We start from the raw sequence: 25,658 nt of genomic DNA, 5'->3' as shown, positions 1-25,658 counted from the left end.
AAGCGTGTCGAATCAGCGTGTTCCGAAGTACACGGACTTCGTCGCGAAATACGGGTTCAGGCCTTCCGGACCGAGTTCGCGTCCGAGACCGGAGGACTTGACTCCCCCGAACGGCGCGTCGAGATCGAGGGCGTAGTGGTTGACGCCGACGGTCCCGCTGTGGATCCGCGCGGCCAGCGCGAGTCCGTGCTCCTCGTCGGCCGTCCAGACCGTGCCGCCCAGCCCGTATTCGGAGTCGTTGGCGATCGCCACGGCCTCGTCCTCGTCCGTGTAGGGGGTGATCGTCAGAACGGGTCCGAAGATCTCCTCCTGGGCGATGCGGGCGGAGTTGTCCACGTCCACGAACACCGTCGGCTCGACGAACCAGCCGAGCGGCTGCGAATCCGGTACGCCCCCGCCGGTCGTCGTGCGGTAGCCGGCGCTGCGCCCGTTCTCGATGTAGCCGAGCACGCGCTCGCGCTGGGCGGCGCTGACCAGCGGCCCGATCGCGGTGGCCTTGTCGAGGGGATCCCCGACGACGAGACCCCGGACCGTCTCGGTGACCGCCTCGACGACCTCGCCGTATCGGGCACGGGGCGCGAGGATCCGGGTACTCGCATGGCACGTCTGGCCGTTGTTCACCAGCGACACCTCGGCGAGGTTCGCGGCGAAGACGGACAGGTCGGCGTCGGCCGCCACGATCGCAGCCGATTTGCCGCCGAGTTCGAGCGTGACGGGGCGCAGCAGCCTGCCGCACACCTCGCCGATCGCTCGTCCCGCCGCGGTCGAACCGGTGAACGCCACCTTGTCGACTCCCGGGTGCTGCACCAGGTATGCGCTCGCCTCGCGGCCCGCGGGCACGATGTTCAGGACGCCGGGCGGCAGTCCCGCCTCCTCGGCGGCGTCCGCGAACGCGAACGCGTCGAGCGCGGTTTCGGGGGCGGCCTTGAGCACCACGGTGCACCCGGCCGCGAGCGCGGGCGCGATCTTCATCGCGGCGAGGGGTTGCGGGTAGTTCCAGGGCGTGATCGCGGCGACGACACCCACCGGCTCACGCCGGACCACCGTGCGGCCGCCGAACGCGCTGGGACGGACGTCCTCGGATGCCGCCTCGCGGACGAGCGCCGCGTAGTAGCGGATCATGGCGGCGGGCCCGAAACCGTTGACCCCGGCGGAGAGTGAGATCGGCATCCCGTTCTCGCGGCTCACCAACGTCGCGGTGTCGCGACCACGCTTCTTCAGCGCGGACGCGAACACGTCGAGAAGGTCTGCGCGAGCGCGGTTGTCGAGCTGCCCCCACGGTCCGCGGAGTGCGTCGCGTGCGGCCGCGACGGCGGCATCGATGTCGGCTGCCGAAGCGAGCGCCGAACGCCCGAGCACCTTCTCCGTGGCAGCTTCGACGACGTCGGCCGCGGCACCCTCCTGCGGGGCGGCCCACCGGCCACCGATGAACAGAGCGTCGCGGTCCACGGTCATGTTGTCCATGTCGATCCTTCTCACAGAGTCGGGGTGCTACAGCACGTCTTCGTGGGCGAAGAGCGTCGAACTGACGAGCGGTGCCATCGGGCCGCCGATGAACAGCGACGTCTTGGCGTGCGCCACGGGATTGGTCGACGTGCCCCGGATCTGACGCACCGCTTCGACCGCGAGCCCCATTCCGTTGACGAACGAGTCGGCGATGTTGCCGCCACTGGTGTTCACGGGGAGCTTGCCCACGCCCGCGGTGAGGTTGTCGACCGTGAGGACCTCGCCTGCGGCGGGGCCGGACGGCGCCAGGCCGTGGTCGATGAGCGCGGCGACGGCGGGCCCGCTGAAGTTCTCGTACACCTGGACGACGTCCACGTCGTCGGGGCCCAGACCTGCTGCGGCCCAGAGGCGGTCCGCGACCCCGGGCCGTCCGGCAGCGCCCGCGAAACCCGCTGTGGCGTACTGGTCGTCGTTGTCGATGATCGAGGAGTAGCCGCCCGGTGCTCCCTGGGCTCCCGCGAGAACGTACGCGGGATCGGGTCGCAGCGACTTCGCGCGGTCGGCGGAGACCAGCACCAGCGCGACGGCGCCGTCGCTCTCCCTCGAGCAGTCGTACAGGTGGAACGGTTCGGTGATCAGGCGGGACGACTCGTACGTCGCCTCGTCGAGCGGCTTGCCGTAGCCCTGCGCGGTCGGATTGTTCTGGGCGTGCCGGTACGCGGCGAGCACCAGCGCACGCATGGTCTCGCGCGGCACCCCGTCGTGCTCGAGCAGTCGCTGGGTCCGCAGTGCGCACACCTGGGCGGGCGATCCGACGCCGTGCGCGAGGAAGTGCGGGCCGTAGTGGTACTTCGCGTATCCGAGCCGCCCGGTATCCGCCTGCGCCATCGAGCGGTAGACGACGACGCACTCGGCCTGCCCGGCTGCGATCGCGACGGCGGCATTGTTGATCGCGGCTGCGACCGTCCCGCCGCCGCCGCCCCACATCATGTTCGACCACCGGACGTCGTCGACGCCCAGTGCGCCGCCGATGACCGCACCGTCGTGCCCGCCGCCCGCATACGACACGAATCCGTCGAGTTCGCGCGGCGAGATGCCGGCGTCCGAGCAGGCGGCGAGGATCGCCTCGAGCGTCATCCTCAGTTCACCCGCCGGGGCCTCGCCGCGGCGGTAGTGCAGTTCGGACACGCCGACGACGGCGGCCGCCCCGCGCATGGTGAGTGCACTCATGCCTGCGCTCCTTCGGTGGATCGACGCCAGCGCAGCAGTGGCCAGGTCGCGCCTTCGTCGTGTTCGATGTGACCGACGACCGGGTCGCCGATGCGGATGGCGTCGGTGTCGTCGCCGGTCAGGATTCCGAGTACCCGGCGGTTTCCGGCCTCGGGAAGTTCCACGAGGACCGTCACGTACGGGACCCGGTCGGCCAGTTCGGTGATGAACGGGTACCAGCTGCGCGACCAGCTGTACACGGTCCCGGTGGGTGTCACGGACTCCCAGTTCGGGTCGAGGGTGTGGCAGGATCCGCAGACCCATTGCGGTCCCCAGATCCAGGTCTCGCAGTTGCCACAGCGCTGGAGTCGCAACTCACCTCGGGTGAGCCCGTCCCAGTACGGCTGGTCGAGGCCGTCGGCGGACGGTCCCCACGGTTCTCCCGTCATGCCGGACGCCCTCCTTCGGCGGGGAAGTTCTCGAGCGCCGCGGCCTGCCAGCGGCCGTCGTGACGCTCCCAGATCGATCGCAGGCCGATCGTGCCGCCCGGGGTGGTGTACACCGTCTCGCCGATTCGGCGGTCGCCGACGGCCCGGACGTCCTTGATCTCGAACCCGTCGACGTCGCCGCGGGGAACGGTGACACCGTCGAACACGGCGGGCAGGTTCGCCTGAACCATGTCGGCGAGTGCGGACTTCATGTCTCCGGACACCACGTATCCGACGTGCCGCTCGTACAGTTCGCGGAAGTCTTCGACAGACATTCGAAACTCCTTTTCTCCGTGAGAACCTCACGCCTCACGGCGGATGTCCTCGATTCCTATACCTTATGCCGTTAGGTAAACCGGAGTCAATCGTCCGCGAACCGGAACGTGCCGTCGGCGGCGACGACCGCTGTCTCCCGTGCGACGTCCACGCCGACCAGACGGGCCAGCGCGCCCGCTTCCGTCGTGGTGGCCAGCGTGCGTTCGCCGGTGCCGGTCCGCACGGCCACGAAGCCGCGCTCCGGGGCGCCGTCGCGACCGTGCACCACCGTCCAGGACTCGATCGAGCCGGACCCCTCATAGCTCGTGAGCGCTCGCGTGGTCGGTTGCGCATCGACGTCGGACTGAACGTCCTCGCGGCGGAAACCGCTGCGCGGCGGCTCCGTCCGGTATACGCCGAACGCGTGCTTGGTGAGGTAACCGCCGTTCGCCGTGATCAGCCCGTACGTTCCCGGCGCCTCGCGCAGCCGGGTCGCCAGGGTGGCGATCGCGTGGGTGCTGTAGTTGTTCCACGGACCGCCCGCGAACGTGAGGCCGCCGGTGAGCGTCAGCGGTCGGCCCGGATCGTCGAGGGGCAGACCCAACTCGGCCGCGGCGACCTGGACGGCCGACGGGAAGCACGAATACACGTCCACGTGCGCCAGGTCGTCCCGCCCGATTCCCGACAGTTCCAGGACGCGCGCCCCCGCCAGCCGGATGGCGGGTGACCGATCGAGCGCCTCCCGTTCGGCGATGTCGTAGGTGTCGTGGGCCTCGGTGCCCGCGTGCGGAAAGACCCAGTTGTCGCGGGGGATCCTGAGGCGGGTGGCGACGCCGACGGAGCAGAGCAGCAGCGCCGCGCCCTGCTCCACCATGTTGTTCGAATTCATCAGCTTGGTGTACGGCCGGCTGATCCACCGATTGTCCTCGGACGGCGTGACGATCTCGTCGGCCGTGTACTCGCGGCCGGTCCACGCGTGCGGGTTCGTCGCCGCCACCTTGCTGAATCCCGACCAGAGTGCGCCGATCGCGCCGCGGTGCTCGTCCTCCGACCGTCCCGACGAGATCCGCAGGGCCTGCTCGAACAGGGGGTACACGTACGCGGGCCGGTCGAGGCCGATCCTGGACTGACCATCGAAGACCATCGGCACCTCGGGGACGAGGACCTCTGCGGGTGCAACAGAGTCGTCCTGCACGGTCCACTCGGGGCGGACACCCTGGGACCGCAGCTTCATCCGGGTCCGCCAGGACTCGGCACCGCCCACCAGGACCACGTCGGCCCGGCCGGCCGCGATGTCCTCAGCCGCCTGGTTGACGAGGACCTGCGGGCCGCTGCCCCCGCTGCCGGTGTACCCGGTGTGCCGGACGGCGGCGCCGATGCGTTCACCGACCAGCGCCCCGGGGTCGCGGTACCGCCACGACAGCATCCCGATCAACCGGACCGAGTCGACGAGTTCGAGCAGACGCGGCGATCCCGCCTCGGACGCGGCGGCGCGGGCCGCTGCGACGATCAGATCGACGGGTTCCACTCCCCCGGTCCGCTCGTTGACCTGTCCGCCGCCGACGAGGATCGGGGTACGCGGATCGAGCGTCACGACATCACCGCCTCGAGGATGCGTTCCCGGTTCTCCGGCCTCGGCCAGCCGCCGAGGATCAGCGTCGTCAAGCAGGTGGGTTTCCAGCGGTTCACGATGTCCTCACAGATCTTGTCGGCAGGCCCGATCAGCGCGACGTCCTCGACCATCTCGGTCGGAACGGCCTGCGCGGCGAGATCGGGCCGCCCACGCAGGTACAACTCCTGGATCTCGGCGCAGGCGTCGGCCCAGCCCATGCGGGCGAAGACGTCGTTGTGGAAATTCGCGCCCTTCGCGCCCATGCCACCGGCGTACAGCGCGACGACGGGTTTGATCTTGGCCGCCGCCTTTTCCACGTCGTCGTTTTCGACCAGCCAGCACACGTTGGCGATCTCGAACCCCGACGGCGACCGGCGGGCGCCGTCCCGGCCGAACCCCTCGGCCAGCGCGGCGCGGTAGAACTCGTCGCTCTTGGGCGAGAACCACAGCGGCGTCCAGCCGTCCGCGATCTCCGCGGCGAGCGCGACGTTCTTCGGCCCCTCCGCCCCGAGGTAGACCGGAATCTCCTCGCGCAGTGGGTGAACGATCGACTTCAACGGCTTTCCGAGGCCGCTGCCACCGTCCAGCGGGAGCTGATAGTGCCTGCCTTCGTAGGTCACCGGCTTCTCCCGGGCCCACACCGCACGCATGATCTCGACGTACTCACGGGTCCGCTCGAGCGGCCGGGGATACGGTTGCCCGTACCAGCCCTCGACCACCTGCGGTCCCGACGCGCCGATGCCGACGATCACCCGGCCCCCGCTGAGGTGGTCGACCGTCTGCGCCGCCATCGCGAGCGCGGTCGGCGTCCGGGCCGACATCTGGCAGACCGCGGTTCCCAGTTTGATCGTGGACGTGCGCGATCCCCACCAGGCGAGGGGGGTCAGCGCGTCCGATCCGTAGGTCTCCGCCGTCCAGAAGCTGTCCACGCCGAGCGCTTCGGCTTCGGCGAGCATCCGGTCGACGTTGCGCGGCGGCCCGGAACCCCAATATCCGGCGGCGATACCGACTTTCACTGATCTTCCTCGCTTACTGCCCCGGAGGGCCGGTGGTGCTGCTGCAGTGCGGTGGTCACGGCCCGGCCGTGGCGTCGGTCCGGCCCTGCATCAGTGATTCAGATACTCGGGCGGGCGCTTCTCGAGGAAGGACTTCACGGCCTCGCGGTGGTCCTTGGTCATGGCCGCCAGGATCTGGGTGCGGTTCTCGAGGTCGATCGCCGCCCGGAGGCTCGGTGCCTCCAGGTTCGACCACATCACCTCTTTGGTCATCCACACCCCGAACGGGGTGTTCTGCGCGATCTCCTCGGCGGTGCCCAGCGCCGCGCCGAGCAGGGCGTCGCCGGATTCGACGGACGAGGCGATGCCGATTCGTTCCGCCTCCCTGGCGTCGATCGTCCGGCCGGTGAGCAGGATCTGCGCCGCACGCGAGAACCCGATCATGCGGGGAAGCAGCCAACTGACTCCGATGTCGCAGTTGGAGAGGCCGCGTTTGATGAACGACGCGTGCAGCGCGGCCGAGTCGGCGATGATGCGGATGTCGGCCATCAGCGCCAGCGCCATCCCGCCGCCTGCCGCGGCGCCGTTGATCGCGGCGATGATCGGCGGGCGCGCGCCACGGAACGCCTCGACCAGGTCGGCGATGTGCTTCTGCACCCGCAACCCGGCCTGGGGGCGGCCCTCGCCGTCGGCGGCACCGTCCGGGGTGCCGTACCCGCGCAGGTCCAGGCCGGCGCAGAACGCCTTGCCCGCGCCGGTGAGGACGATCGCCCGGATCGTCGAGTCGTCCCGCACCCGGGCCAGAACCCGGTGCAGTTCGCCGATCATCTCCGCATTCATCGCGTTGAGGGCCTCGGGTCGGTTCAGTCGCACGAGCAAGATGCCCGGTCGCGGCTGCTCGGTCAGGACCAGGTCGGGCATGGAGTCTCTCCATTCGCAATCGGCGTGCTCGGGGAGCCGCCACGATCGGCAGGCGCGGGATCGAATCCGGCGCGTTCCGGGGCTCTATCCGGCGAACCCTCGACATCCGCAGACTAATGCTTTTAGATTAAAACCTCAAGCCTTTAGGTAGGCTCACGACAGAAAGTAGGCACCCTCATGGGCGTACTCGACGGAAAGACTGCCCTCGTCACCGGCGGTGCGAGCGGCATCGGCGCAGCCACCTGCGCGCTGCTCGCCGAGCGCGGGGCACGGGTCCTCGTCACCGACATCGACGACACCCGCGGAACGGCGGTCGCCGCGGCTCTCGGCGACCGCGCCGCCTATCTGCACACCGACGTCACGAAGGAGCCGGACGTCGCGGACGCCGTCGCCGAGGCCGTCACCCGGTTCGGACGCCTCGACTGCATCGTCAACAACGCAGGCCGGGTCGGGGCGTGGACCTACCTCGAGGACACGTCGGTCGAAGAATGGGACGCCTCGTTCGCGGTCCTGGCGCGCAGCGCGTTCCTCGGCACGAAGTACGCCGCCCGCGTGATGCGCGAGCAGGGATTCGGCAGCATCGTCAACGTGTCCTCCGTCGCCGGGATTCGTACCGGCTTCGGCCCGCATCCGTACGGCGCGGCCAAAGCAGCAGTCCTGCAACTGACGCGGAGCGCCGCCAGGGAACTCGCCGAATTCACCGTCCGCGTCAACGCGGTCACACCCGGCGGCGTCGCCACCAGGATCGTCGGTCACGGCGCGGGGCTCGAGGACGCGGAACTCGACGCCAGCGTCGACGCGGTGCGGCAGGGCCTGCGCTCGTTCCAACCCATCCCGCGGGCCGGGGAACCCGACGACATCGCGCAGGCCATCGCCCACCTCGCGTCGGACGACTCCGCATTCGTGACCGGTCAGAACATCGTCGTCGACGGCGGACTCACCCTCGGAAAGTCGTGGCCGTCGAATTACGCCCGCGAGGCCCGGGCGGCATCGAACCGGACGGCCTCCGCGTAACGGACCGGGCCGGCTTCGCTGGACATTCCCGCAGCGAAGCCGGCCCGGAGGTGTCAGACGCCGACGGGACCGCCGAGCCAGACGCCCACCTCTTCACCCGACACGTGCCGGGCGTCGTCACTGACGAGGAACGACACGGTCGCCGCCACGGACTCCGCGGGGATCCGCGGCCAATGGGCGGCCAGGGCGTCGACGGCGGCGTCGCCCCCGGAACTGATGATGTCGGTCTCGACGAAACCGGGGACGACGGTGTTGACGGTGATGCCGCGCCGCGCGACCTCGAGCGCCAACGTCCGGGTCATCCCGGTCAGGCCGGCTTTCGCCGCCGAGTAGGCGCTCATCCCCGGCGACGGCCGCCGCCCGCCGGACGGGCTTCCGAAGAAGACGACCCGCCCCCAGCCGTTCTCGTACATCGCAGGCAGCGCGGCGTGCGTGCAGTAGAACGCCCCGCTGAGGTTGACCGCGATCACGCGATCCCAGTCCTCCGGTTCCTGCTTGCGGACCGAGCCCGCGAGGTTCATGCCCGCGTTGTTGACCAGCACCGTCGGCTCCCCGAGCGTGTCGGCGGTCCGCGAGATCAGCTCCTCGGCGGAGGCCGCGTTCCCGATGTCCGCCTTGATCGCCACCGCGCGGCCACCTCCCGCGACGATCTTCGCGACCACTTCGGCCGCATGCGTCTCGCTGCGCGAATAGTTCACCGCCACGGCGAAACCGTCCGACGCGAGGCGCTGCGCGATAGCCGCGCCGATGCCCCGGCCGCCCCCGGTCACGACGGCGACCTTCTGTTCACCTGCGTTCGTCATTCAGCGCACCTTCCGGTGGGTGTCCGGCACGTCCGCGTACGTGTCGCGCAGTTCCCGTTTGGCGATCTTGCCGCTGGCCATCCGCGGCAACGGCTCGTCCAGCAGGACGACGTAGCGCGGGACCTTGAAGTCGGCGAGGCGCTGATTGCAGAACTCGACGACATCCGCCTCGGCCAGGCCCGGCGCCGCCTTCACGAGGGCGGCCGGCGTCTCCCCGAACTTCGCGTCGGGAACGCTGATCACCGCGACTTCCTCGACCTCGGGGATCTGATTGATCACCGATTCGATTTCGGCGGGCGAGATGTTGAGCCCACCGGAGATGATCATGTCCTTGAGCCGGTCCACGTAGGTCAGATAGCCGTTCTCGTCGAGCTTTCCGAGATCTCCCGTGTGCAACCAGCCGTCGATCAGCGTGGCCTTCGTCGCGTCCTCGTTGCGCCAGTAGCCCGGCATCATTCCCGGCCCGCGGAGGAGGATCTGCCCGGTTTCGCCGGGCGCGCAGTCGTTTCCGGACGCATCGACGACTCGGATCTTGGTGAAGATGCCACCCCACCCGCACTTGTCCGGATGCTCGGCCGCCTCGTCGCGGGGCATCACGGTCGCGGAACCGCCGATCTCGGTCTGCCCGTATATCTGCCGCAACTGCACACCCCGGTCCTGCCAGATCCCCAGCAGGTGTGCAGGCACCCGGGCACCGCCCACGTGTGCGGTGGTGAGATGGCGGAGGTCGGCGTCGGCGAACCCCGGGGCCTTCGCGATCTGCTCGAACAGGATGGGTGGACCGGTGAGCGTCGTCGCCTTGTCCTCGACCAGAACACGCAGGGCGGCCTGCGGGTCGAACCCCGGTTGCAGGAAGAGCGTGCCGCCGTGGATGACGGTGCGGGAGATGCCCCAGATGATCCCCGCCGCGGTGAACAACGGCAGCACGAGCAGAGGCCGCAGACCGTTGGGCAGGATCGGTTCCATCAGCGACCACTCGTGCATCTCGCCCGCGATGGTGGCGTGCGTGAACACCACGCCCTTGGGCCTGCCCGTGGTGCCGCTGGTGAAGACGATCGCGGTCGGGGTCGAGACGTCGACCACGGGCGTCGGGAACGTCGCGTGCTCCCCGCCGCGCAGGGGCCGCACGTCGTGTTCGAGGACGGCGATCGAGAACGTGTCGTGCGCCTTCAGCACCTCTTCGAGCCTCGGAAGGTACGCCTGATCGCAATACACGATCTTCGGCTCGCAATCCTCGACCAGCGCCGTCAGTTCGCCGGCGAGCATCCGCTGATTGAACGGCGCGGCGATGGCGCCCACCTTCATCGCCCCCAGCGCCGCCGCGCACCACTCGAGGGTGTTGGTGCCCACGAAGCTGACCCGGTCGCCCGGCACGACGCCGCGCGCCGCGAGGTCGTGGGCGACGCCGTCAGCCCACCGCGACAGTTCCGCATACGTGACGACGTCGCCGTCGAAATCGATGGCCGGTTGGCCGGGGACGATCCGCGCCCAGAAATTCAGCGCGTCGATCACGGTTCCGCTCATTCATTGCCTCCTGTGTGCCCGGCCGCGACCGGCGGGATCGAAACCGAAGTTCTCCGTGACTGTGCCGCCCGTCACAGCTGCTAAATCTAAAGGTTGTTGTTAAATCCGGCAAGGTCTGCGCTTCGCGCCCGTGAGTACTTATTAACCGCCGGACGTTAATAAGTACTCACGGGTGCCGGAGGCGCACCACCTCGACGTTGATGCCGGTGAGCTGCGACTGATTGCTCAGCGGGTCGTAGCCGTCCGTCCCGGTGGGCGCGAGACGGTTGACGTTCACACCCGGGTTGCGCCTCGCGACGTCCAGCCCCCGGGCGGTGCGCTGCCCCCAGCCGTGGGTCATCGCCACGACGCCCGGCCGGAGGGTGTCGTCGTAGACCAGCATCGCGTCGACCTCCCCGTGGCGGTTGCGCACGGTGACGTCGTCGCCCTCGACGAGGTCCCGGCACCGCGCGTCGTCCGGGTGCATCCACAGCGGATTGCTCTGGTGGACGCCCTGTTTGAGCACCGGAAGGTTGTGCAGCCAGCTGTTGACCATGTAGTGGGTGCGCCGGGTGATCAGTTTGAGTTGGTCGGCGGGCTCCGCGGCCAGCTCCTCGAAGATGCGTTCGGCGGTCCGGTAGGAGCGCTGGAACAGCGCGGGACAGCAGTCGATCAGGCCGTCGTCGTGCTGGACCGCGATACTGAACACGTGCGACGGTTCGGCCTCCGGCAGCACCGCGGTCTGGCAGGGCATGGTCGCGAGGAGTTCGATGCTCAGACCGGAGTCCCGCATCATCGCGTCGACCGCGGCGAACGGATTCGGGTCCGGGTCGTCGAGCAGGGTGGGGACGCCCATCGCCTGCTGGATGCGGGACAGGATCCACCAGTCGTCGCGGCGCTCCCCCTTCGCGGGGACGACGGCGGGCGTGTACTGCACGTACGGCTCCATCGCCACGCCCATCGTGTTGAGGAAGTTGACGTCCTCCCGTTCCAGCCAGTCCGTGGCGGGCAGAACATAGTCCGCCATCTCACCGGTGACCGTGCGGTACAGATCGACGGTCACGATCAGGTCCAACTGCTCGAATGCCCGGCGCAGCCGGTCGTCGCCGCCGACCGACAGCAGCGGGTTGCCCGACACCACGATCAGCGCGCGGATCGGGTCCTCCGGGTTCTCGATGAAGTCCGGCAGGAGCGCGGCGGGCAGATCGCCGCCGACGGTGCGCATCTCACCGAAGGGACCGTCGTAGAACGGGTCCTCCCGTTTACGCTTCGAGCCCTGCACCACGTCGGCGACGCCGCGCGAGTAGATGTTGCCGCCGCGCCTGCCGAGGTTGCCGGAGAACAGGCTGACCATCGTGAGCATCCAGTAGGCCAGGGTGCCTTGACGGCCCTGGTTCACCCCGGTCGCCATGTAGATGCTCGCGCTCGGTGCCGCGCAGAAGTCGTCGGCGACCTGCCGGATCGTGTCGGCCTCGATGCCGGTGACCGCGGCGATCCGGTCGACGGGATACCGGCGGACGAAGTCGAGCAACTCGTCGACGCGGCGCGCGTGCCGTTCCACCTCGGCCCGGTCGTACCCGATCCGGAAGACGATCTCGTGCAGGATTCCGGCGAGGAAGTAGAAGTCGGTGTCCGGCTTGATCAGCAGCACGTCCCCGGTCTCCGGCGACGACGATTCGATGCGGCGCGGGTTGACGAACAGCACGGTCCCGCCGCGGCTCTTCACCGCGCGGATCTTGGCCATCGGATCCGAGATGTGGATCAGCGTCATGTGCGAGACCTGCGGGTTGCTGCCGACGCACAGGAAGTAGTCGGTGTGCAGCAGGTCGGGAATCGGATGGGCCATCGACGCCCCGTAGATCGCCTCACTCGCAGCATATTTGGCCGAGGTGTCCTGCGTTCCCGCACTGAAGCGCATCCTTGTGTCGAAACCGCGCGCGATCGTGGCGGCGTTCGCGTAGTAGGCGCCGTTGAACGCCGACGGGTTGCCCTGATAGACGGCGAGGGCGCCCCGGCCGTACCGGCGCCGCACCTCCGCGAGCCGGTCGGCGATCTCGCGCGCGGCGACGTCCCATTCGACGGGTTCGAAGACGCCGCGCTCCTCGCTCCGCGGATTTTTCCGCTTCAGCGGCCGGTCGAGTCGATCCGGATCCTGGTGCACCTGGAGGTAGTGCACACCCTTGTGGCAGGAGAACCCCTTGTGCACGGGATGATCCCGGTCCGGTTGCAGCCGGACCACTTCGCCGTCCCGGACCTCGGCGAGCAGGCCGCACCCCGGTTCGCAGATGCGGCAGAACGTGTGCACCCGGGTCGTGTCCGCCGGACTCACCGGGCGGCCGCACCCGCGACGACGGCCGCCTCCCGGGCGTCGACGATCTTGATGCGGGGCCTGCCCTCCTCGCGGCCGCGCTCGCGCTCGAAGCGGTCGATCGCGCGCCAGTCCGCACCGCCGAGCGCGTCGGGCCTGCGTTCGCGCACCAGCGCCGCCAGGTCGGCGGCGGCCGCGGTGGGGGCGGCGAGCAGCCCTGCGCGATGGTCGGCGAGAAGTGCCTCGACGGTCTCCGCCGCGCAGTAGCGATTCGTACCGATCACACCGGTGGCACCGCGTTTGATCCAGCCCGCCACGTAGTGGCCGCGGACGGTCTCCCCGGTGCCCTGCAACGCAACGCGGCCCGCGGCATTGGCGACGGTTCCGGTGGCGTCGTCGAACGGAAGACCGGCGATCGGCAGTCCGCGGTACCCGACCGCCCGGAGGATCAGACCGCATTCGATCCGGTCTGCTGTGTCGCCGTGAGCAACCAGGAGCGACTCGGCACGGCCCGCACCGAGAACCTCTCGTGGGGAGGTGCCGAAGCGCAGCACGATGCGTTTGTTCCCCGGAGTTGCCTTCCGCCGGGAGTAGTCGGCGAGGATCCGCAGCTTGGCCGGTGCGTCCGGACCCGCCGTGACCGGACCGTCGACGAGGACGTCGATGCCCGGCAGCGAGCCGAGCGCGAGCAGTTCCGGCGTGGTGCAGGCCGCGTGCTCGGGTCCCCGCCTGCCGAGCACCACCACCTCCTCGATCCGGCTGCCGGCCAGCGCGGCGAGGGCGTGGTCGGCGATGTCGGTGCGGCGCAGGGTGTCCACATCGGAGACGAGGATGCGGGCGACGTCCAGGGCGACGTTGCCGTTGCCGACCACGACGGCGCGGCGCGCGGACAGGTCGAACGTGCGCTCGGCGTGATCGGGGTGACCGTTGTACCAGGCGACGAACTCCCGGGCGGCGTAGCTGCCCGGCAGGTCCTCGCCGGGGATGCCGAGGCGCCGGTCCCCCGACGCCCCGGACGCGTGGATCACCGCGTGATGGTGGGCCAGCACCTCGTCGAGCGTCACGTCCCGCCCCACCTCGACGCCGAGGTGGAAGGTGAAGCCGTCACGTCGCGCGGTGCGGTCGAACACCCGGTCCACCGTCTTCGTGTGCCAGTGGTCCGGCGCGACGCCGAACCGCACGAGTCCGCCCGCGACGGGCAGCCGTTCGAACATGGTGACCTCGGCGGCGATGTCGCGGCGGGCCAGCAGTTCCTCGGCGGCGTAGAACGCGGACGGTCCGGATCCGACAATCGCCACCCGCAGCGCAGGCGGATCGGTAACGCCGGTGGTCGCGAGGGCGAGCGGGAGCGGCTGCACGTGCGCACCCGGCGGGGCGCTGCGTGGATTCCGCTGGAAGTACTCGGCGTTGATCTCCCGGTACCGGTCGATGTCGGGTGCGGGGGCGTCGCCGGGGACGATCGCGTCCACCGGGCACACGTCGGCGCAGGCGCCGCAGTCGATGCAGGTGCCCGGGTCGATGTACAGCATCTCGGTGCGCGTGTACTCCCGCTCGGCGGGAGTCGGGTGGATGCAGTCGACGGGGCAGACCGCGACACACGTCGCATCGTTGCAGCAGTTCTGGGTGACCACGTACGCCATCAGGGAAGCTCCTCGCTCATGCGCGTCACGGTGACCGGGACGCCGTTGAAGATCGGGGACGCCGTCAGCGCCTCGAGGTCGGTGGTGTCGTCCACCAGCGCGTTGTAGTTGCTGCCGGGCACCGACGCCGACCGGGACGTCCGCAGGCCCGGCCCGTGGTGGCCCCACCCGTGCGGCATGCTCACCACACCGGGACGCAATGCGTCGTCGATCCGCAGTTCGGCCGTCACGGTGGTGACCTTGGACGTCACCGCCACCCGGTCGCCGCCGACCAGGCCGCGCTCGGCCGCATCGCGCGGGCTGATCAGCAGGGCGCACTGGCCGCCGTCCGGTTGGGGCAGGGCATTGTGCAGCCACGAATTCATGCCGCGCCGCTGACGCCGGTTGATCAGCAGCAGATCCGGGGCGGACCGGGTCATGCTCGCCCGCACCCGTGGCAGATCCGCGACGATCATCTCCGGCATCAGGTCGATCCGCCCGTCCGGGGTGCGCAGCACCTCCGGGACGCGCGGTGTCAGCGACCCGTAGTCGATGCCGTCCGGGTTGGCCTCCAGCAGTGCGAGAGTCAGCCCGTCCGGGTCGAGCCCGAAACGGTCTCCGTAGGGTCCGCTGCGCAGACGCAGGTCCAGCAATCGCTGAGGGCCGCGCCGGTCGGTGACGGCGTGCAGAACCTGTTCCACCTCGCGGCCGGCGAGTTTCGCGGCGCGCCGCGCTGCGACGGCGGCCACCTCGTCGTCCATCTCCTCGACCGGACGCTGCGGGGTTCCCTTGGCGATCGCGGCGATCCGCAGCAGGATCTGCCATTCCGCCAGCTCATTGTCGGCGAGGTCGAGCAGGGGTGGGGTGTACCGCGCGACGTTCCGGATCTGGAAGTGCGCCAGTGTCACGTCGTGGTGGCCGCGGGTCGCCAGCGGTGGCGGCGGCAGGATCACGTCGGCATGGCGGGTGGTCTCGTTGAGGTAGCAGTCCACCGACACCATGAAGTCGAGAGCGCCGAGGGCCTGCTCGATCGCCCCGCTGTTGGGCAGGGAGCGGGCCGGGTTCCCGGCGAAGGTGATCAGCGCCCGGGTACGGCCCGGTCCGGGCGTGAGGATCTCCTCGGCGAAGCACACCGCGGGCAACTCCCCCATCGCCTCCGGCAGCCCCCGCACTCGCGAACGCCACCGGTCGAACATCAGCTTCGGCGGTCTCGTCACCGGCCAGGTGTTCTGCCCGCCGGCCGGCGGCAGCGCGAACATCGCCCCTCCGGGCCGGTCCAGGTTGCCGGTGACGATGGTGAGCACCTCGACGAGCCAGTTCGCGAGGGTGCCGAACTCCTGCATGCACGTCCCGATCCGTGAATGCGCCACCGCTGCAGACGCGCCCGCGAACCCCCGGGCCACCGCGCGGATCAGGTCGGCGTCGATTCCGCACGCGGCGGCGACGGCGTCGGGGTCGAAGTCCGCCGCAATCGCGAGAGCGGCGCCCAGGCCGTCCACCACCGCAGGCACCCGGTCGGGCCGGGACAGTCCCTCGGACGCGATGACGGACAGCACGCCGAGCAGGAACAGGGCGTCGGTCCCGGGCCGGATCGGCACGTGCAGATCCGCGACCTCGGCGGTTCGGGTGCGCACCGGATCCACCACGACGAGGGTGCCGCCCCGCTCGCGCAACGCCTGCAGGCGGTGGTGCATGCCGGGCGCGGTGACGGTGCTGCCGTTGGAGACCATCGGGTTCGAGCCGAGGATCAGCAGGTAGTCGGTGCGGTCGAGGTCCGGCAGGCTCATCCCGAGCCCGGTGCCGTACAGCAGCATGTGCGCGAGGTTCTTCGGCCAGGTGTCGACGCTGGCCGGCGAGTAGATGTTCCGGGTGCCGACCGCACCGATCAGTTCACCCAGGTAGAACGTGGAATCCAGGTGGTGGGCGGCCGGATTCCCGTGGTAGACGGCGCAGCTGCCCGGGTCGCCGGTGACGAACTCCGGTAGCCGGCGCTCGATCTCGGCGAACGCCTCGTCCCAGCCGGCCTCGCGGAACCCACCGTCCGCGGTGCGCAGGAGCGGGGTCCGGATCCGGTCCGGGTCGCCCTCGATGCGGCCGAGACCGAGCCCCTTCGCGCAACTGTGCCCGGCGCTCATCACGTCGTCGGGGTTCGGCGCGACCCGCGTGATGGCGCGACCGTCGAGTTCGACCAGCAGCCCGCACGTCGATTCGCACAGCGGGCAGATCCGGTGCCCGGCAATCGGTTCTGCCGTCGTCATCACATGTCCTGTTCGATGGTGGTGGGCTCGACCGCGACGGGAACCGCAGTCATGGTGGGCATCGCGTTGATCGACTGGACGCCGTCGCCGGTTCCGGTCAGCGCGTTCACGTTCACTCCGACGTCGTCGCGCGGGTCGACGCTGCCGAAGCAGTGCGTCATCGACACGGTGCCGCGGGCCAGGGTGGCGTCCGCCCGCGCGGTCGCACGCAAGTGCCCGGACGCCGAGCGCACGGTCACCGCCTGCCCATCGGCGATGCCCACGGCGGCGAGGTCGTCCGGGTGCAGGCTCGCGGGGTTGGCGCCACCCGGAACAAGTCCCGGCACGCGGGTGCCGGTGGAGTTGACGGCCTCGCGGATCCGCCGCACCGTCAGCAGGAGCGGGAACTGTGCTGCGACAGTCCTGTCCGTCAGCGCTGCGCGCAGCTCGGCGCGCACGTCGTCGGGCATCAGCGTCAGGCGGTGCCCGGCGCTCTCCTCGGCCGCCGGACCCACGACGGCGCCGCTGCGTCCGGCGAGGTGTCCGTGCGGGGCGGCGACCAGGTCGGCGAACGGGACGCGTCCCCGTTCGGCCGTCATCGCCAGCAACTGTTCGGACGTCGGTGGCGCGGCAGAGTCGAGGATGCGACCGGCGAACTTGACGGGCTGCCCGGAGGCGGCGGCGAGGTCGAGAAAGAATTGCCAGTCGTCGACGACGCCGGGCGGCGCGGTCACGACTGCGGGGGTGTACTGCGCGAACGGCTGCGGAAAGAACGGCTCCATGATCGCGGTGTGATCGGCGCGCTCGTACATCGTGGTCGGCGCGATCACGTAGTCGGCGAGCCGCGCGGTGTCCGACATGCGCGGGTCGACGCACACCAGCAGGTCGAGTGATCGCATCGCGCGCAACGCCTTCCCGCGATCGGGCAGCGCCGCCGCCGGGTTGCCGCCGGAGACGATCAGTGCCCGCACCCGGTCGGGGCCCGGTTCGAGGATCTCGTCGGCGAGGATGCCGGACGGCAGTTCACCACGGATCGCGCGGACCGCACCGATCCGGCTGCGGAATCCGCGCTCGAATGCCCGGGTGGCCGGCGCGACCTCCGCGCGAGCCGGTTGGTGCCGGGTCAGGACGGCGCGATCGTCGGCCCGCTCCCCCTCGCGCAGGTACCGGCCGCACACCACGTTCAGGGCCGCGACGAGGTGTTCCGCGAGGTTCGAGTGCGGGCCCATGCACAACCCGGTGCCGCTGGTCGCCATGCCCCGCGCCGCGCCTGCGAACACTCGTGCCGCGTCGCGGATCCGCTCTGCCGGAACACCGCAGATCCGCTGCACGACGTCGGGGGTCACGCCGGCGACGGCGTCGGCGAGCACGGCCAGGTCGGCCGTGTACCGGTGGCAGAAGCCGGCGTCGTGGAGGCGCTCGGTGAGGACGACGTGCAGGAGACCGGCGAACAGCACCGCGTCGGTCCCCGGCCGGGGCGCCAGATGGATGTCGGCGAGAGCCGCGGTCTCGGTGCGTCGCGGGTCGACGACGATGAGCCGCAGGCCCCGCTCCCGCGCCGCCCTCAGCGTGACGGACGGGTTCTGCACCACCGCGCCGTCCCCGTCGCCGCCGTTGCCGGAGACGACGGGGTTGGTTCCCGCGAGCAACCACACGTCGGCGTCCTCGAATCGCTGCCGACCGCCGAGGTACGTTCCCATCCTTTCGGCGACAACCCATTTCGCGGACTGGTCGATGGTCATCGTGGAGAACAACTTGTGCGAGCCGGTGCCCCGAAACCAGGCCCGGGCCATCGGCGGGGTGAGTGCAGCGAAGTTCTGCTGCGTCCCCATGAACAGCGCGACCGCGTCCGGTCCGTGCCGGTCCACGATGGCGCGCAGCCGGTCCGCGATGTCGGTGACCGCCCGCGCCACCGGCACCGGCTCGTGGGTGCCTGCGGCGGTTCGCCGCATCGACGTGGTGAGCCGGTCCGGTCCGTGGACGAGGTCGCCGCCGCGGCGCCCCTTCGGGCAGGTGTACCCGCCGGAGATCGGATGGTGGGCGTCGCCGAGCACCCGTGCGATCCGCCCGTCCTCGATGTCGAGCAGGACCCCGCACGAGGAGGCACACAGCCTGCAATACGACGTGGCCCTCGACGTGACGGATCGCATGGCTCAGTGCGCCTCGGCAGCGACGGCGGCCGACTCCGCGGCCCCGACGACGGTGCGCCCGCGCAGCCGTTCCCGCACGAACAGCGCACCGAGCGTGAGGACGGCGACGGCGGTCGGCACGATCATCAGCAGGAAGATCGTGCGGGCATCCATCCCGGCCGCGATCAGGGCGGCGCCGAGGGTGGGCCCGGCGATGGACCCGACCCGTCCGATTCCCATGGCCCATCCGATGCCGGTCGAGCGTGCCGCCACCGGGTAGATCGACGCCGCGATCGCGATGATGCCCGCCGAACTGCCGGACATCCCGAATCCGACGATGCAGATCGTGATCAGCAGCAGGGTGGAGTTCGCCAGGAACATCGCGACGACGCCGATGAACAGGGCGCCGAGTGTGTAGCCCGCCATCACCACCGCGTACGCGGCGTCCGAACCCCGGGACCGGCGCCACGCGGTGCCGACGCGGTCGGTGATCCACCCGATGGACAGCGCGCCCGCCATGCCGCCGAGGTTGAACAGCGCTGCGGCAAGGATCGCGTTGGACGGACTCTGCCCGGCCTGGCTGAACAGCGACGGCATCCACCCGAACAGGAAGTAGATGACCAGGAAGTTGATGACGAACACGACCCACAGCAGGACCGTGTCCAGCGCCCGGCCACCGGCGAAGAGTTCCCGGATGGGCGATTTGGTGGCCACGGTTGCGTCCACGGTGAACGTCACCGATCCGGTGATGCCCGCCTGCGGGGCGATCGCCGAGAGGATCTTCGCGGCGCCGGCGTGATCGCCCCGGGCCGCGAGGAACTTGCCCGATTCCGGTAGCCCCGCCCACGCGAACGCGGCCACGATCAGCGGGAGGACGCCACCGGCCACGAAGATCGACTGCCAGCCGTACGCCGGAATCAGCTGGGCAGCAGCGAGTCCGCCGAGGAAGCCGCCCAGCGACATTCCCGCGACGACGATGGTGACGAAGGTGGAGCGGCTGCGCGCGGGGCTGTACTCACTGGTCAGCGCGATCAGGTTCGGGGTGACGCCGCCGAGCCCGATCCCGGCGAGGATGCGCAGCACGATCAGCACTCCCATCGACGGCGCGAACGCGGACGCGAGGGTGAACACCGCGAACAGCACGGTGCACAGCAGGATCACCCGTCGCCGGCCCCAGCGGTCGGCCACGGGACCGAACAGCAGGCTGCCGACGACCATCGCGCCGCTGCTGAGCGCGAGCAGCAGCCCGAACGAGGCCTTGGACAGCCCCCAGTCCTCGGACAGCGCGGGAATCGCGAATCCGATCAGCTGGGCGTCCATGCCGTCGAGGATTGCGAGCGCCAGGCACAACGCGATGGCACGCTTCTGGAGGGCCGACACCGGTGCGGCGTCGATGAGTTGGGAGATGTCGACTTCACGAGTTGGGGCCACGACGTGCATTCCTCTCGAAAGGGGGAACCGCGGGGATGAAGCCTCGAATTGGAGATATTGCTAGACGGGGGTGACGGTGCCGTCGACTGCGAGTGCGTCGGCGGGCACCTCGGGGAAGCGCTGGCGCAGGGACGGTTTCGCGAGCTTGCCGGAGAACGTGCGCGGCAGGGGCTCGCCCAGCGCGACGGCATGCTTGGGACGCTTGAACTTCGCCAGGTTCTCGCCGGCGACCTCGGCGATGTCGGCGACGATCTCGGCGGCGGGGCGCTCGCTGTGGAACACCACCATCGGCACCTCGCCCCAGCGGTCGTCCTTGACTCCGATGACCGCGAGGTCGACCAGGCCCTCGATGCCGTGCAGCGCCTTCTCGATCTCGGCGGGGTAGACGTTGAGGCCCCCGGAGATCAGCATGTCCTTGCTGCGGTCGACGATCTTCAGGAATCCGCCCTCGTCCTGCATGCCGAGGTCGCCGGTGCGCAGCCACCCGTCGCCGAGGGTCGCCGCGGTGGCCTCGGGCTTGTTCCAGTACTCCCGCAGCACGTGCTCGCCGCGGACCAGGATCTCGCCGACCTCCCCGGCAGGGGTGTCGATTCCCGGATCCCCGATCCGGATGTGGGTGCCGACCAGCGGCAGCCCGGCGAAGCCGGGACGGGACAGGGCGTCCTCGTAGGCGAGCGTCGAGACCATGCCGGACGCCTCGGTGAGGCCGTAGCACTGGGTGAGCGGGATGCCGTGCGAGCGGTAGAAGTCGAGCAGGTCCAGGCTGACGGGGGCGCCACCGGTGCCGGCGAACGTGAACTTCGCGAGCGTGCGGGTGCCGAAGTCGGGCAGCATCGTCATCCGTTCCCAGATCACGGGGACGGTCGTGGTGGCCGTGATCTGCTCACGCTCGAACGTGTCGAGGGCGATCTCCGGGTCGTATTCGCGCAGCAGGACCATGGTCGCGCCAGGCACGACGACGAGTTGCATGAAGATCGACAGGATCGAACCGGTGTACACCAGCGGGGCGGAGCACAGAACCCGGTCGCGGGACGAGAAGCCGAACGTGATCGACTGCGAAATGCCGGGGGTCATTGCGTTGCGATGGGTGATCAGGGCGCCCTTCTGCACGCCGGTGGTGCCCGAGGTGTAGCAGATGAAGCCGGGGTCGTCGGCGTCGATGGCGACGACGGGCGCGGTTCCGGGGTCGATCAGCCGCTCGTACGGCGGATGGTCACTGCCCCCGATCGCGTAGGTCTCGAACTCCGCCTGCTCGGCGGCGACCTCGAGCAGCGACGCGAAACCGTCCTCGACGATCACCACGCGCGGCGCCGAGTCGAGCACCATCGGCGCCAGTTCCTTGGCGGTGAGCCGGAAGTTCAGCGGCACGCTGATCGCGCCGAGCTTGAGGGTCGCAAGGATGATGTGGGCGAGTTCGGGGCGATTGAGCATCATCACCGCCACCCGGTCCCCCTTGCGGACGCCCCGGGCCGCGAGGCCGCGGGCGAGTGCGTCGGTGATCGCGTCGACCTCGGCCCAGGTCTGCGACGTGTCCCCGAACACGATGGCCTGCTGTTGCGAACGCGTTTTACCCCAGAACCGGGTCAGGTCCGCGAGATTCATCTGTGCTCCTCGTGCTCGTCAGCCGGGTGTGACCACCCTCACTTCGTGTGCCGTAAACCTAACAGCCATAGGCGAACGACGCAATGCTCGATTGGGAAATTTCGGACACCCGGCAGAACCGTTCCGTTGCACGAAAACAACACCCACACAACCTGTTTCGTGTGGGTGTTGTTTCTGCGGAGTGCGCGCGGTCAGCCGGCGGACGGGGCCTCGCGCCGAGGGCTCGCCGAGTCGGTTGCCGCGGCGATCCGCGTGGCGTCGTACTTCGCCACCGTCCGCAGCACCTCCGAGGTGTCCGCGCCCACGACCGGCGGCAGCGCGGGCGCGAACTTCTCCCCGGCGACGCGCACGGGGCTGACCACGAACTCGAGCTCGCCGACACCGGGGTAGTCGACCCGGTAGGTGTTGTCCCGCGCCCGGAAGTGCGGGTCGTCGAGCATGTCGGCCACGCTGTTGACCGGGCCTCCTGCGATGCCGTGTTCGAGGAACACCTGCACCCACTCGGCGCGGGTGCGTCGCGCGAAGATCTCCGTCAGTGCCCGCCACACCAGGTCCGCGCGGGCGGGGGCACCGTCGTCGGTGCCCGTGAGGTCGACGCCGATCAGGTCGTCACGCCCGACCGCGGCCAGGAAGTTGTGCCAGAACTTCTCCACGTGCGACCCGAACAGGATCGCCTCGCCGTCGCTGGTGCGGTAGGCCTCGAGCCGTGGCCAGTCGGGCAGCCGCCCGTCCGGCAGCCAGGTCGGCCGGGGAATCGAGCGGTCCCTGTTCAACTCCGCGTCCACGAGGTCCGGCATCCACGCGGCGGCGACGTCGATGCCCGCCACCTCGACGTGGCAGCCGGTGCCGGTGGCGCCGGCCTTGTGCAGCGCGGCGAGCAGGCCCATCGCCCCGTAGGCGCCGAGCGCGTACATCGCGATCGGCGGCGTCGTGGATCCCGCCATCCCCTCGGTCGGCGGCTCCGCGGGAGTGCCGACCTCACGGAGCCCGGCGTACGCATCGAACACCGGACCACCGGTGCCGAGAACGCGGTACGGGCCGTCGGTGCCCATGCCCGACACCGTGCACAGCACGATCTTCGGATTCACCTGTCGTAGTTGCTCGTAGCCGACGCCGAGCCAGTCGAGGTACCCGCCCCGCATGCCCTCGATGACCGCGTCGCACGACCGCGCGAGGTCGAGGAACGCCTGCTTGCCCTCGGGGGTGCGCAGATCGAGTGCGACGCTGCGCTTTCCGCGATTCCATCGCAGGTGCATGAACGCAGGACCGTCCTCGTCTCCGACGGCACGGCTGCCGCCGATGCGCACCGGATCCCCGAGCGGACCGGATTCGATCTTGATCACGTCCGCACCCAGATCGGCGAGATGCCCGCCGAGCGACGACGGCGCCAGCTGCGCGACCTCGAGGATCCGAACGCCGTCCAGCAGCGAGTACCCACTCATGAACCCTCCTCCGCTCCCCGGCCGACGGCCAGCGAGACGTTCTGTGTCTGTTCCGGTTTCAATTCGATCCAGAGTCCGTCGACGTCGGCGACGAGGACGTCGCCGTGATACATCGCACCGCGCAGGAATCGTTTGCGGCCCTCCTGCCCGGCCAGCTCCGCCTCCACGCGCAGTTCGACGCCGAGCGGCGCGGGGGCGCGGTAGTTGACGTGCAGGTACGCCGTGCGCGCCCAGTGCCTGCCGGAGCTGTTGGCGAGGCGCGCGAGAATCTCGTCGAAGATCAGCGGCGTCACGCCGCCGTTCATCGCGTAGCGCCCGGAATGGAATCTGCCGACCGTGACGCGCCCCCGCGCCCGGGTCGCGGTCACCTCGTCGACGTGAAGGGCCGGCGTCAGCGCCTGCGCTCGACCGGGAAGGTCCCAGCGCCGGCCGGCGATCTGTTCGTCCTCGCCGACCTCGAACTCCGCCAGTCGTGCTGCGAGGTCGCGGAGCGTACGCGCCGCGCAACTCGCCGCGTCGGGCGTCGGACGGCTGCGGGTGACGGCCTCCTGCACCGAACGCAGGGCGTCGGCCAGTTCCGCGAACTCGTCGTCGACGTCCGCGGTCGGTTCGAACGGGTCGTCCCAGCTGGGACTCCAGATGTCGTCGGGAGTCGAGACGCGGGTCACCGGGCGCGCCGTCCGAAGTAGGAGCCGAACATCTCCTCGACCGGACGCGGCCGGAGTGTCGTGCGCGACACGACGTTCTCCCGGTCGTACCGGGACCGCAGGTCGCGTCCCGGTCCGTCGAGCAGCAGAGTCTTGATCTCGCGCATCGACTCGGGCGGCTGCGCGGCGATCTCCCCGGCCGCCTCCAGCGCGGCGCCGAGCACGTCGCCGTCGGCCGCGTACCGGGAGACGAGCCCCATCCGGTGGGCCTCCTCACCGGTGACTGCCCGCGACGTCATCAGCAGATCGCGGGCGAGCCCGGCGCCGATCAGGTGGTCGAGCACCCACGTGAGGTTGGCGCCGCCGTACTTCGCCGCGGTGACGGTGATGCGGGTGCCGGGACCTCCCACGCGCAGATCGGAACACACCGCCAGCAGGGTGCCCGCGCCGTAGGCCATGCCCTGGACCGCAGCGACGGTGGGTTTGGGGAACGTGAAGTATCTCCACAGCAGTTCGTCCCGTTCGAGCAGGCTGAGGACACAGGCGTCCGCCGTCATCGCCCGGAGTTCCTTCAGGTCGTATCCCGCGGAGAACGCGGCGGTGCCCTCCCCCGTCAGCAGCACCACCCGGACGTCCGCGTCGTCCGCCGCCTCGGCGAGCGCGGCATCGAGTTCACGCTGCAGGCCGAGGGTGATCGCGTTGTGCACATCGGGCCGCGCGAGGTCGAGTTGCAGCACTCCGGGTGCGGGCGACGATCGGCGCAGGTCGCCCGTCGTCACCGCACACCGCCGGCCGCGGCCTCCTGCCGAGCGACTTCCTCGGCATCGCGGGTGATCATCTTGTGGAACACCTGACCGGGGAGTTCGTTGCGTCCGTAGATCAGCTCGTCGACCTGCCCGTGCGCCGCGTTGGCCGTGATCGTCTTCGTGACGAACCAGTCCTCGGCGTGCAGGGTCTCCATGAGGAGTTCCCAGTTCTTGTCCAGAATCCGCTTCTCGCGCGGAGTCTCGGGCTCCTTCGGGGACAGAAGGCGAATGGTGCAGTACGACACGTTGGGATCTTCGGTGTCGGGCACGATCGTCCAGATCTCGAAGTGGTTGGGTTCGGTCACGAGCATCGTGCCCGGGTAGATCGTGTAGTTCGCGAGGGAGTAGTCGCGGACGTCGAACGAGTCGGGGTCTGCGCCGCGAACCTCGGTGATCGACTTGCGGGCCACGACGATTCGCCACGAACGGTCGACCAGGTCGTAGGCCGTGATGTTGCCCTCGAGGTAGTTGCACACAGTCTTGGTGTGCAACTGGCACAGGTGGTACGAGTCCTGGACGCCGTCGACGGCGATCTTCCAGTTCATGTCGAGTTTCCAGGTCTCCTTGCGCACCTGGAACGACTCGGCCATGCCGGTGTCCGTCACCTCCGCGTCGTGCTTGTCCCCGAGAATCGCGGCGATGTCGAGTTCGGCGCCGACCGTCGGAACCACCCAGACCAGGCCGTGCCGCACCTCGCAGGGAAATTCGACGAGCCCGTACTGCGAACGGTCCATGCCGTCGAAGCCTTCCGCGTGCGGCATTCCCCGCAGATCTCCCCCGCGGCCGTACGCCCAGTTGTGATAAGGGCAGCTGAAGACGCGCTTGCAGCCGGCTTCCTCGAACTCCACCTTCGAGCCCCGGTGCCTGCAGACGTTGGAGAAGGCCTTGACGCTGCCGTCCGTCTGCTTGACCACCAGTAGCGGCGTGCCGATCAGTTCGGTCGTGACGAAGTCGCCCGCCTTCTTCAGCTCGTCGACGTGGGCGACGATGTGCGGCAGCCGCCGGACCACCGTGCGCTCGCGTTCGGCGAGTTCGGGGTCGTTGAACACCGAGAACGGCACTCGAAGCAGGTCGTCCGCATAGTCGGTGCTGTTGTTGTCGACGTGTGCGATCAGTCGCTCGGTGAGGGTGATCTTGTCTTCGCGCTCCATACACCGAGAGTGGCACATGAGACATTCGTTGTCTAGCGTC

20 protein-coding genes are annotated in these 25,658 nt (G+C 69.7%); 1 reads left to right on the top strand and 19 read right to left on the bottom strand.

Going from position 1 to position 25,658, the window contains the following annotated elements; genetic code table 11:
* Window positions 1–12: 12 nt before the first annotated feature.
* The 7 genes from JWS13_RS35045 to JWS13_RS35015 all read right to left on the bottom strand — a co-directional run bounded on the left by JWS13_RS35045 (window position 13) and on the right by JWS13_RS35015 (window position 6,926).
* Complete coding sequence (locus JWS13_RS35045; protein ID WP_206009994.1) at window positions 13–1,464, bottom strand: aldehyde dehydrogenase; 1,452 nt, start codon at window positions 1,462–1,464, stop codon at window positions 13–15.
* A gap of 27 nt (window positions 1,465–1,491) precedes the next feature.
* Window positions 1,492–2,676: a thiolase C-terminal domain-containing protein gene (locus tag JWS13_RS35040; protein ID WP_206009993.1), complete on the bottom strand. Its 1,185-nt coding sequence runs from the start codon at window positions 2,674–2,676 to the stop codon at window positions 1,492–1,494.
* Entirely contained in the window at window positions 2,673–3,104 is a 432-nt protein-coding gene (locus JWS13_RS35035; RefSeq protein WP_206009992.1) for a Zn-ribbon domain-containing OB-fold protein, read from the bottom strand. Before JWS13_RS35035 ends, JWS13_RS35040 begins: the two co-directional genes overlap by 4 nt.
* Window positions 3,101–3,418 carry a hypothetical protein gene (locus JWS13_RS35030; RefSeq protein ID WP_206009991.1) on the bottom strand — a complete coding sequence of 106 codons (318 nt, stop codon included), beginning with the start codon at window positions 3,416–3,418 and terminating at the stop codon, window positions 3,101–3,103. The genes JWS13_RS35035 and JWS13_RS35030 overlap by 4 nt, the downstream gene beginning before the upstream one ends.
* An 86-nt stretch (window positions 3,419–3,504) precedes the next feature.
* Window positions 3,505–4,992, bottom strand: coding sequence for an acetyl-CoA acetyltransferase (locus JWS13_RS35025; RefSeq protein WP_206009990.1), 1,488 nt, complete (start codon window positions 4,990–4,992; stop codon window positions 3,505–3,507).
* Window positions 4,989–6,026 carry an LLM class F420-dependent oxidoreductase gene (locus tag JWS13_RS35020; RefSeq protein ID WP_206009989.1) on the bottom strand — a complete coding sequence of 346 codons (1,038 nt, stop codon included), beginning with the start codon at window positions 6,024–6,026 and terminating at the stop codon, window positions 4,989–4,991. The genes JWS13_RS35025 and JWS13_RS35020 overlap by 4 nt, the downstream gene beginning before the upstream one ends.
* 90 nt (window positions 6,027–6,116) lie before the next feature.
* Window positions 6,117–6,926 (bottom strand): enoyl-CoA hydratase/isomerase family protein, encoded by an 810-nt coding sequence (locus tag JWS13_RS35015; RefSeq protein ID WP_206009988.1) that lies wholly within the window; start codon window positions 6,924–6,926, stop codon window positions 6,117–6,119.
* Window positions 6,927–7,103: 177 nt separating this feature from the next.
* Between JWS13_RS35015 and JWS13_RS35010 the strand changes: the two genes are divergently transcribed.
* Window positions 7,104–7,940, top strand: a complete 837-nt coding sequence (locus JWS13_RS35010) for a glucose 1-dehydrogenase (protein WP_206009987.1) — start codon at window positions 7,104–7,106, stop codon at window positions 7,938–7,940.
* Window positions 7,941–7,993: 53 nt separating this feature from the next.
* Here the strand turns inward: JWS13_RS35010 and JWS13_RS35005 are convergent, their stop codons facing one another.
* From JWS13_RS35005 to JWS13_RS34950, 12 genes are all read right to left on the bottom strand, one after another.
* Complete coding sequence (locus tag JWS13_RS35005; protein ID WP_206009986.1) at window positions 7,994–8,743, bottom strand: SDR family oxidoreductase; 750 nt, start codon at window positions 8,741–8,743, stop codon at window positions 7,994–7,996.
* Window positions 8,744–10,267, bottom strand: coding sequence for a class I adenylate-forming enzyme family protein (locus tag JWS13_RS35000; protein ID WP_206009985.1), 1,524 nt, complete (start codon window positions 10,265–10,267; stop codon window positions 8,744–8,746).
* Window positions 10,268–10,433: 166 nt separating this feature from the next.
* On the bottom strand, window positions 10,434–12,575 hold the full coding sequence (locus JWS13_RS34995; protein ID WP_206009984.1) for a molybdopterin-containing oxidoreductase family protein: 2,142 nt from the start codon (window positions 12,573–12,575) through the stop codon (window positions 10,434–10,436).
* Window positions 12,572–14,194 (bottom strand): FAD-dependent oxidoreductase, encoded by a 1,623-nt coding sequence (locus JWS13_RS34990; RefSeq protein WP_206009983.1) that lies wholly within the window; start codon window positions 14,192–14,194, stop codon window positions 12,572–12,574. Before JWS13_RS34990 ends, JWS13_RS34995 begins: the two co-directional genes overlap by 4 nt.
* Window positions 14,194–16,431, bottom strand: a complete 2,238-nt coding sequence (locus JWS13_RS34985) for a molybdopterin-dependent oxidoreductase (RefSeq protein ID WP_206009982.1) — start codon at window positions 16,429–16,431, stop codon at window positions 14,194–14,196. Before JWS13_RS34985 ends, JWS13_RS34990 begins: the two co-directional genes overlap by 1 nt.
* Window positions 16,431–18,560, bottom strand: a complete 2,130-nt coding sequence (locus JWS13_RS34980) for a molybdopterin-containing oxidoreductase family protein (protein WP_206009981.1) — start codon at window positions 18,558–18,560, stop codon at window positions 16,431–16,433. The genes JWS13_RS34985 and JWS13_RS34980 overlap by 1 nt, the downstream gene beginning before the upstream one ends.
* A 3-nt stretch (window positions 18,561–18,563) precedes the next feature.
* Window positions 18,564–19,970: an MFS transporter gene (locus tag JWS13_RS34975; RefSeq protein ID WP_206009980.1), complete on the bottom strand. Its 1,407-nt coding sequence runs from the start codon at window positions 19,968–19,970 to the stop codon at window positions 18,564–18,566.
* Between the two features lie 60 nt (window positions 19,971–20,030).
* On the bottom strand, window positions 20,031–21,572 hold the full coding sequence (locus JWS13_RS34970) for a class I adenylate-forming enzyme family protein (RefSeq protein ID WP_206009979.1): 1,542 nt from the start codon (window positions 21,570–21,572) through the stop codon (window positions 20,031–20,033).
* A gap of 191 nt (window positions 21,573–21,763) precedes the next feature.
* On the bottom strand, window positions 21,764–23,014 hold the full coding sequence (locus JWS13_RS34965; RefSeq protein ID WP_206009978.1) for a CaiB/BaiF CoA transferase family protein: 1,251 nt from the start codon (window positions 23,012–23,014) through the stop codon (window positions 21,764–21,766).
* On the bottom strand, window positions 23,011–23,682 hold the full coding sequence (locus tag JWS13_RS34960) for a PaaI family thioesterase (protein ID WP_206009977.1): 672 nt from the start codon (window positions 23,680–23,682) through the stop codon (window positions 23,011–23,013). Before JWS13_RS34960 ends, JWS13_RS34965 begins: the two co-directional genes overlap by 4 nt.
* The gene (locus tag JWS13_RS34955; protein ID WP_206009976.1) at window positions 23,679–24,440 is read right to left on the bottom strand and encodes an enoyl-CoA hydratase/isomerase family protein; all 762 of its coding nucleotides are present in this window, start codon (window positions 24,438–24,440) and stop codon (window positions 23,679–23,681) included. The genes JWS13_RS34960 and JWS13_RS34955 overlap by 4 nt, the downstream gene beginning before the upstream one ends.
* Window positions 24,437–25,618, bottom strand: coding sequence for an aromatic ring-hydroxylating oxygenase subunit alpha (locus tag JWS13_RS34950; protein ID WP_206009975.1), 1,182 nt, complete (start codon window positions 25,616–25,618; stop codon window positions 24,437–24,439). Before JWS13_RS34950 ends, JWS13_RS34955 begins: the two co-directional genes overlap by 4 nt.
* Window positions 25,619–25,658 lie beyond the last annotated feature (40 nt).

The sequence above is a fragment of the Rhodococcus pseudokoreensis genome (genome assembly GCF_017068395.1).
GTDB classification, from domain to species: Bacteria; Actinomycetota; Actinomycetes; order Mycobacteriales; family Mycobacteriaceae; genus Rhodococcus_F; species Rhodococcus_F pseudokoreensis.
Note: the sequence above shows the minus strand (reverse complement) of the source record. Positions and strands in the feature narration are given on the sequence as shown.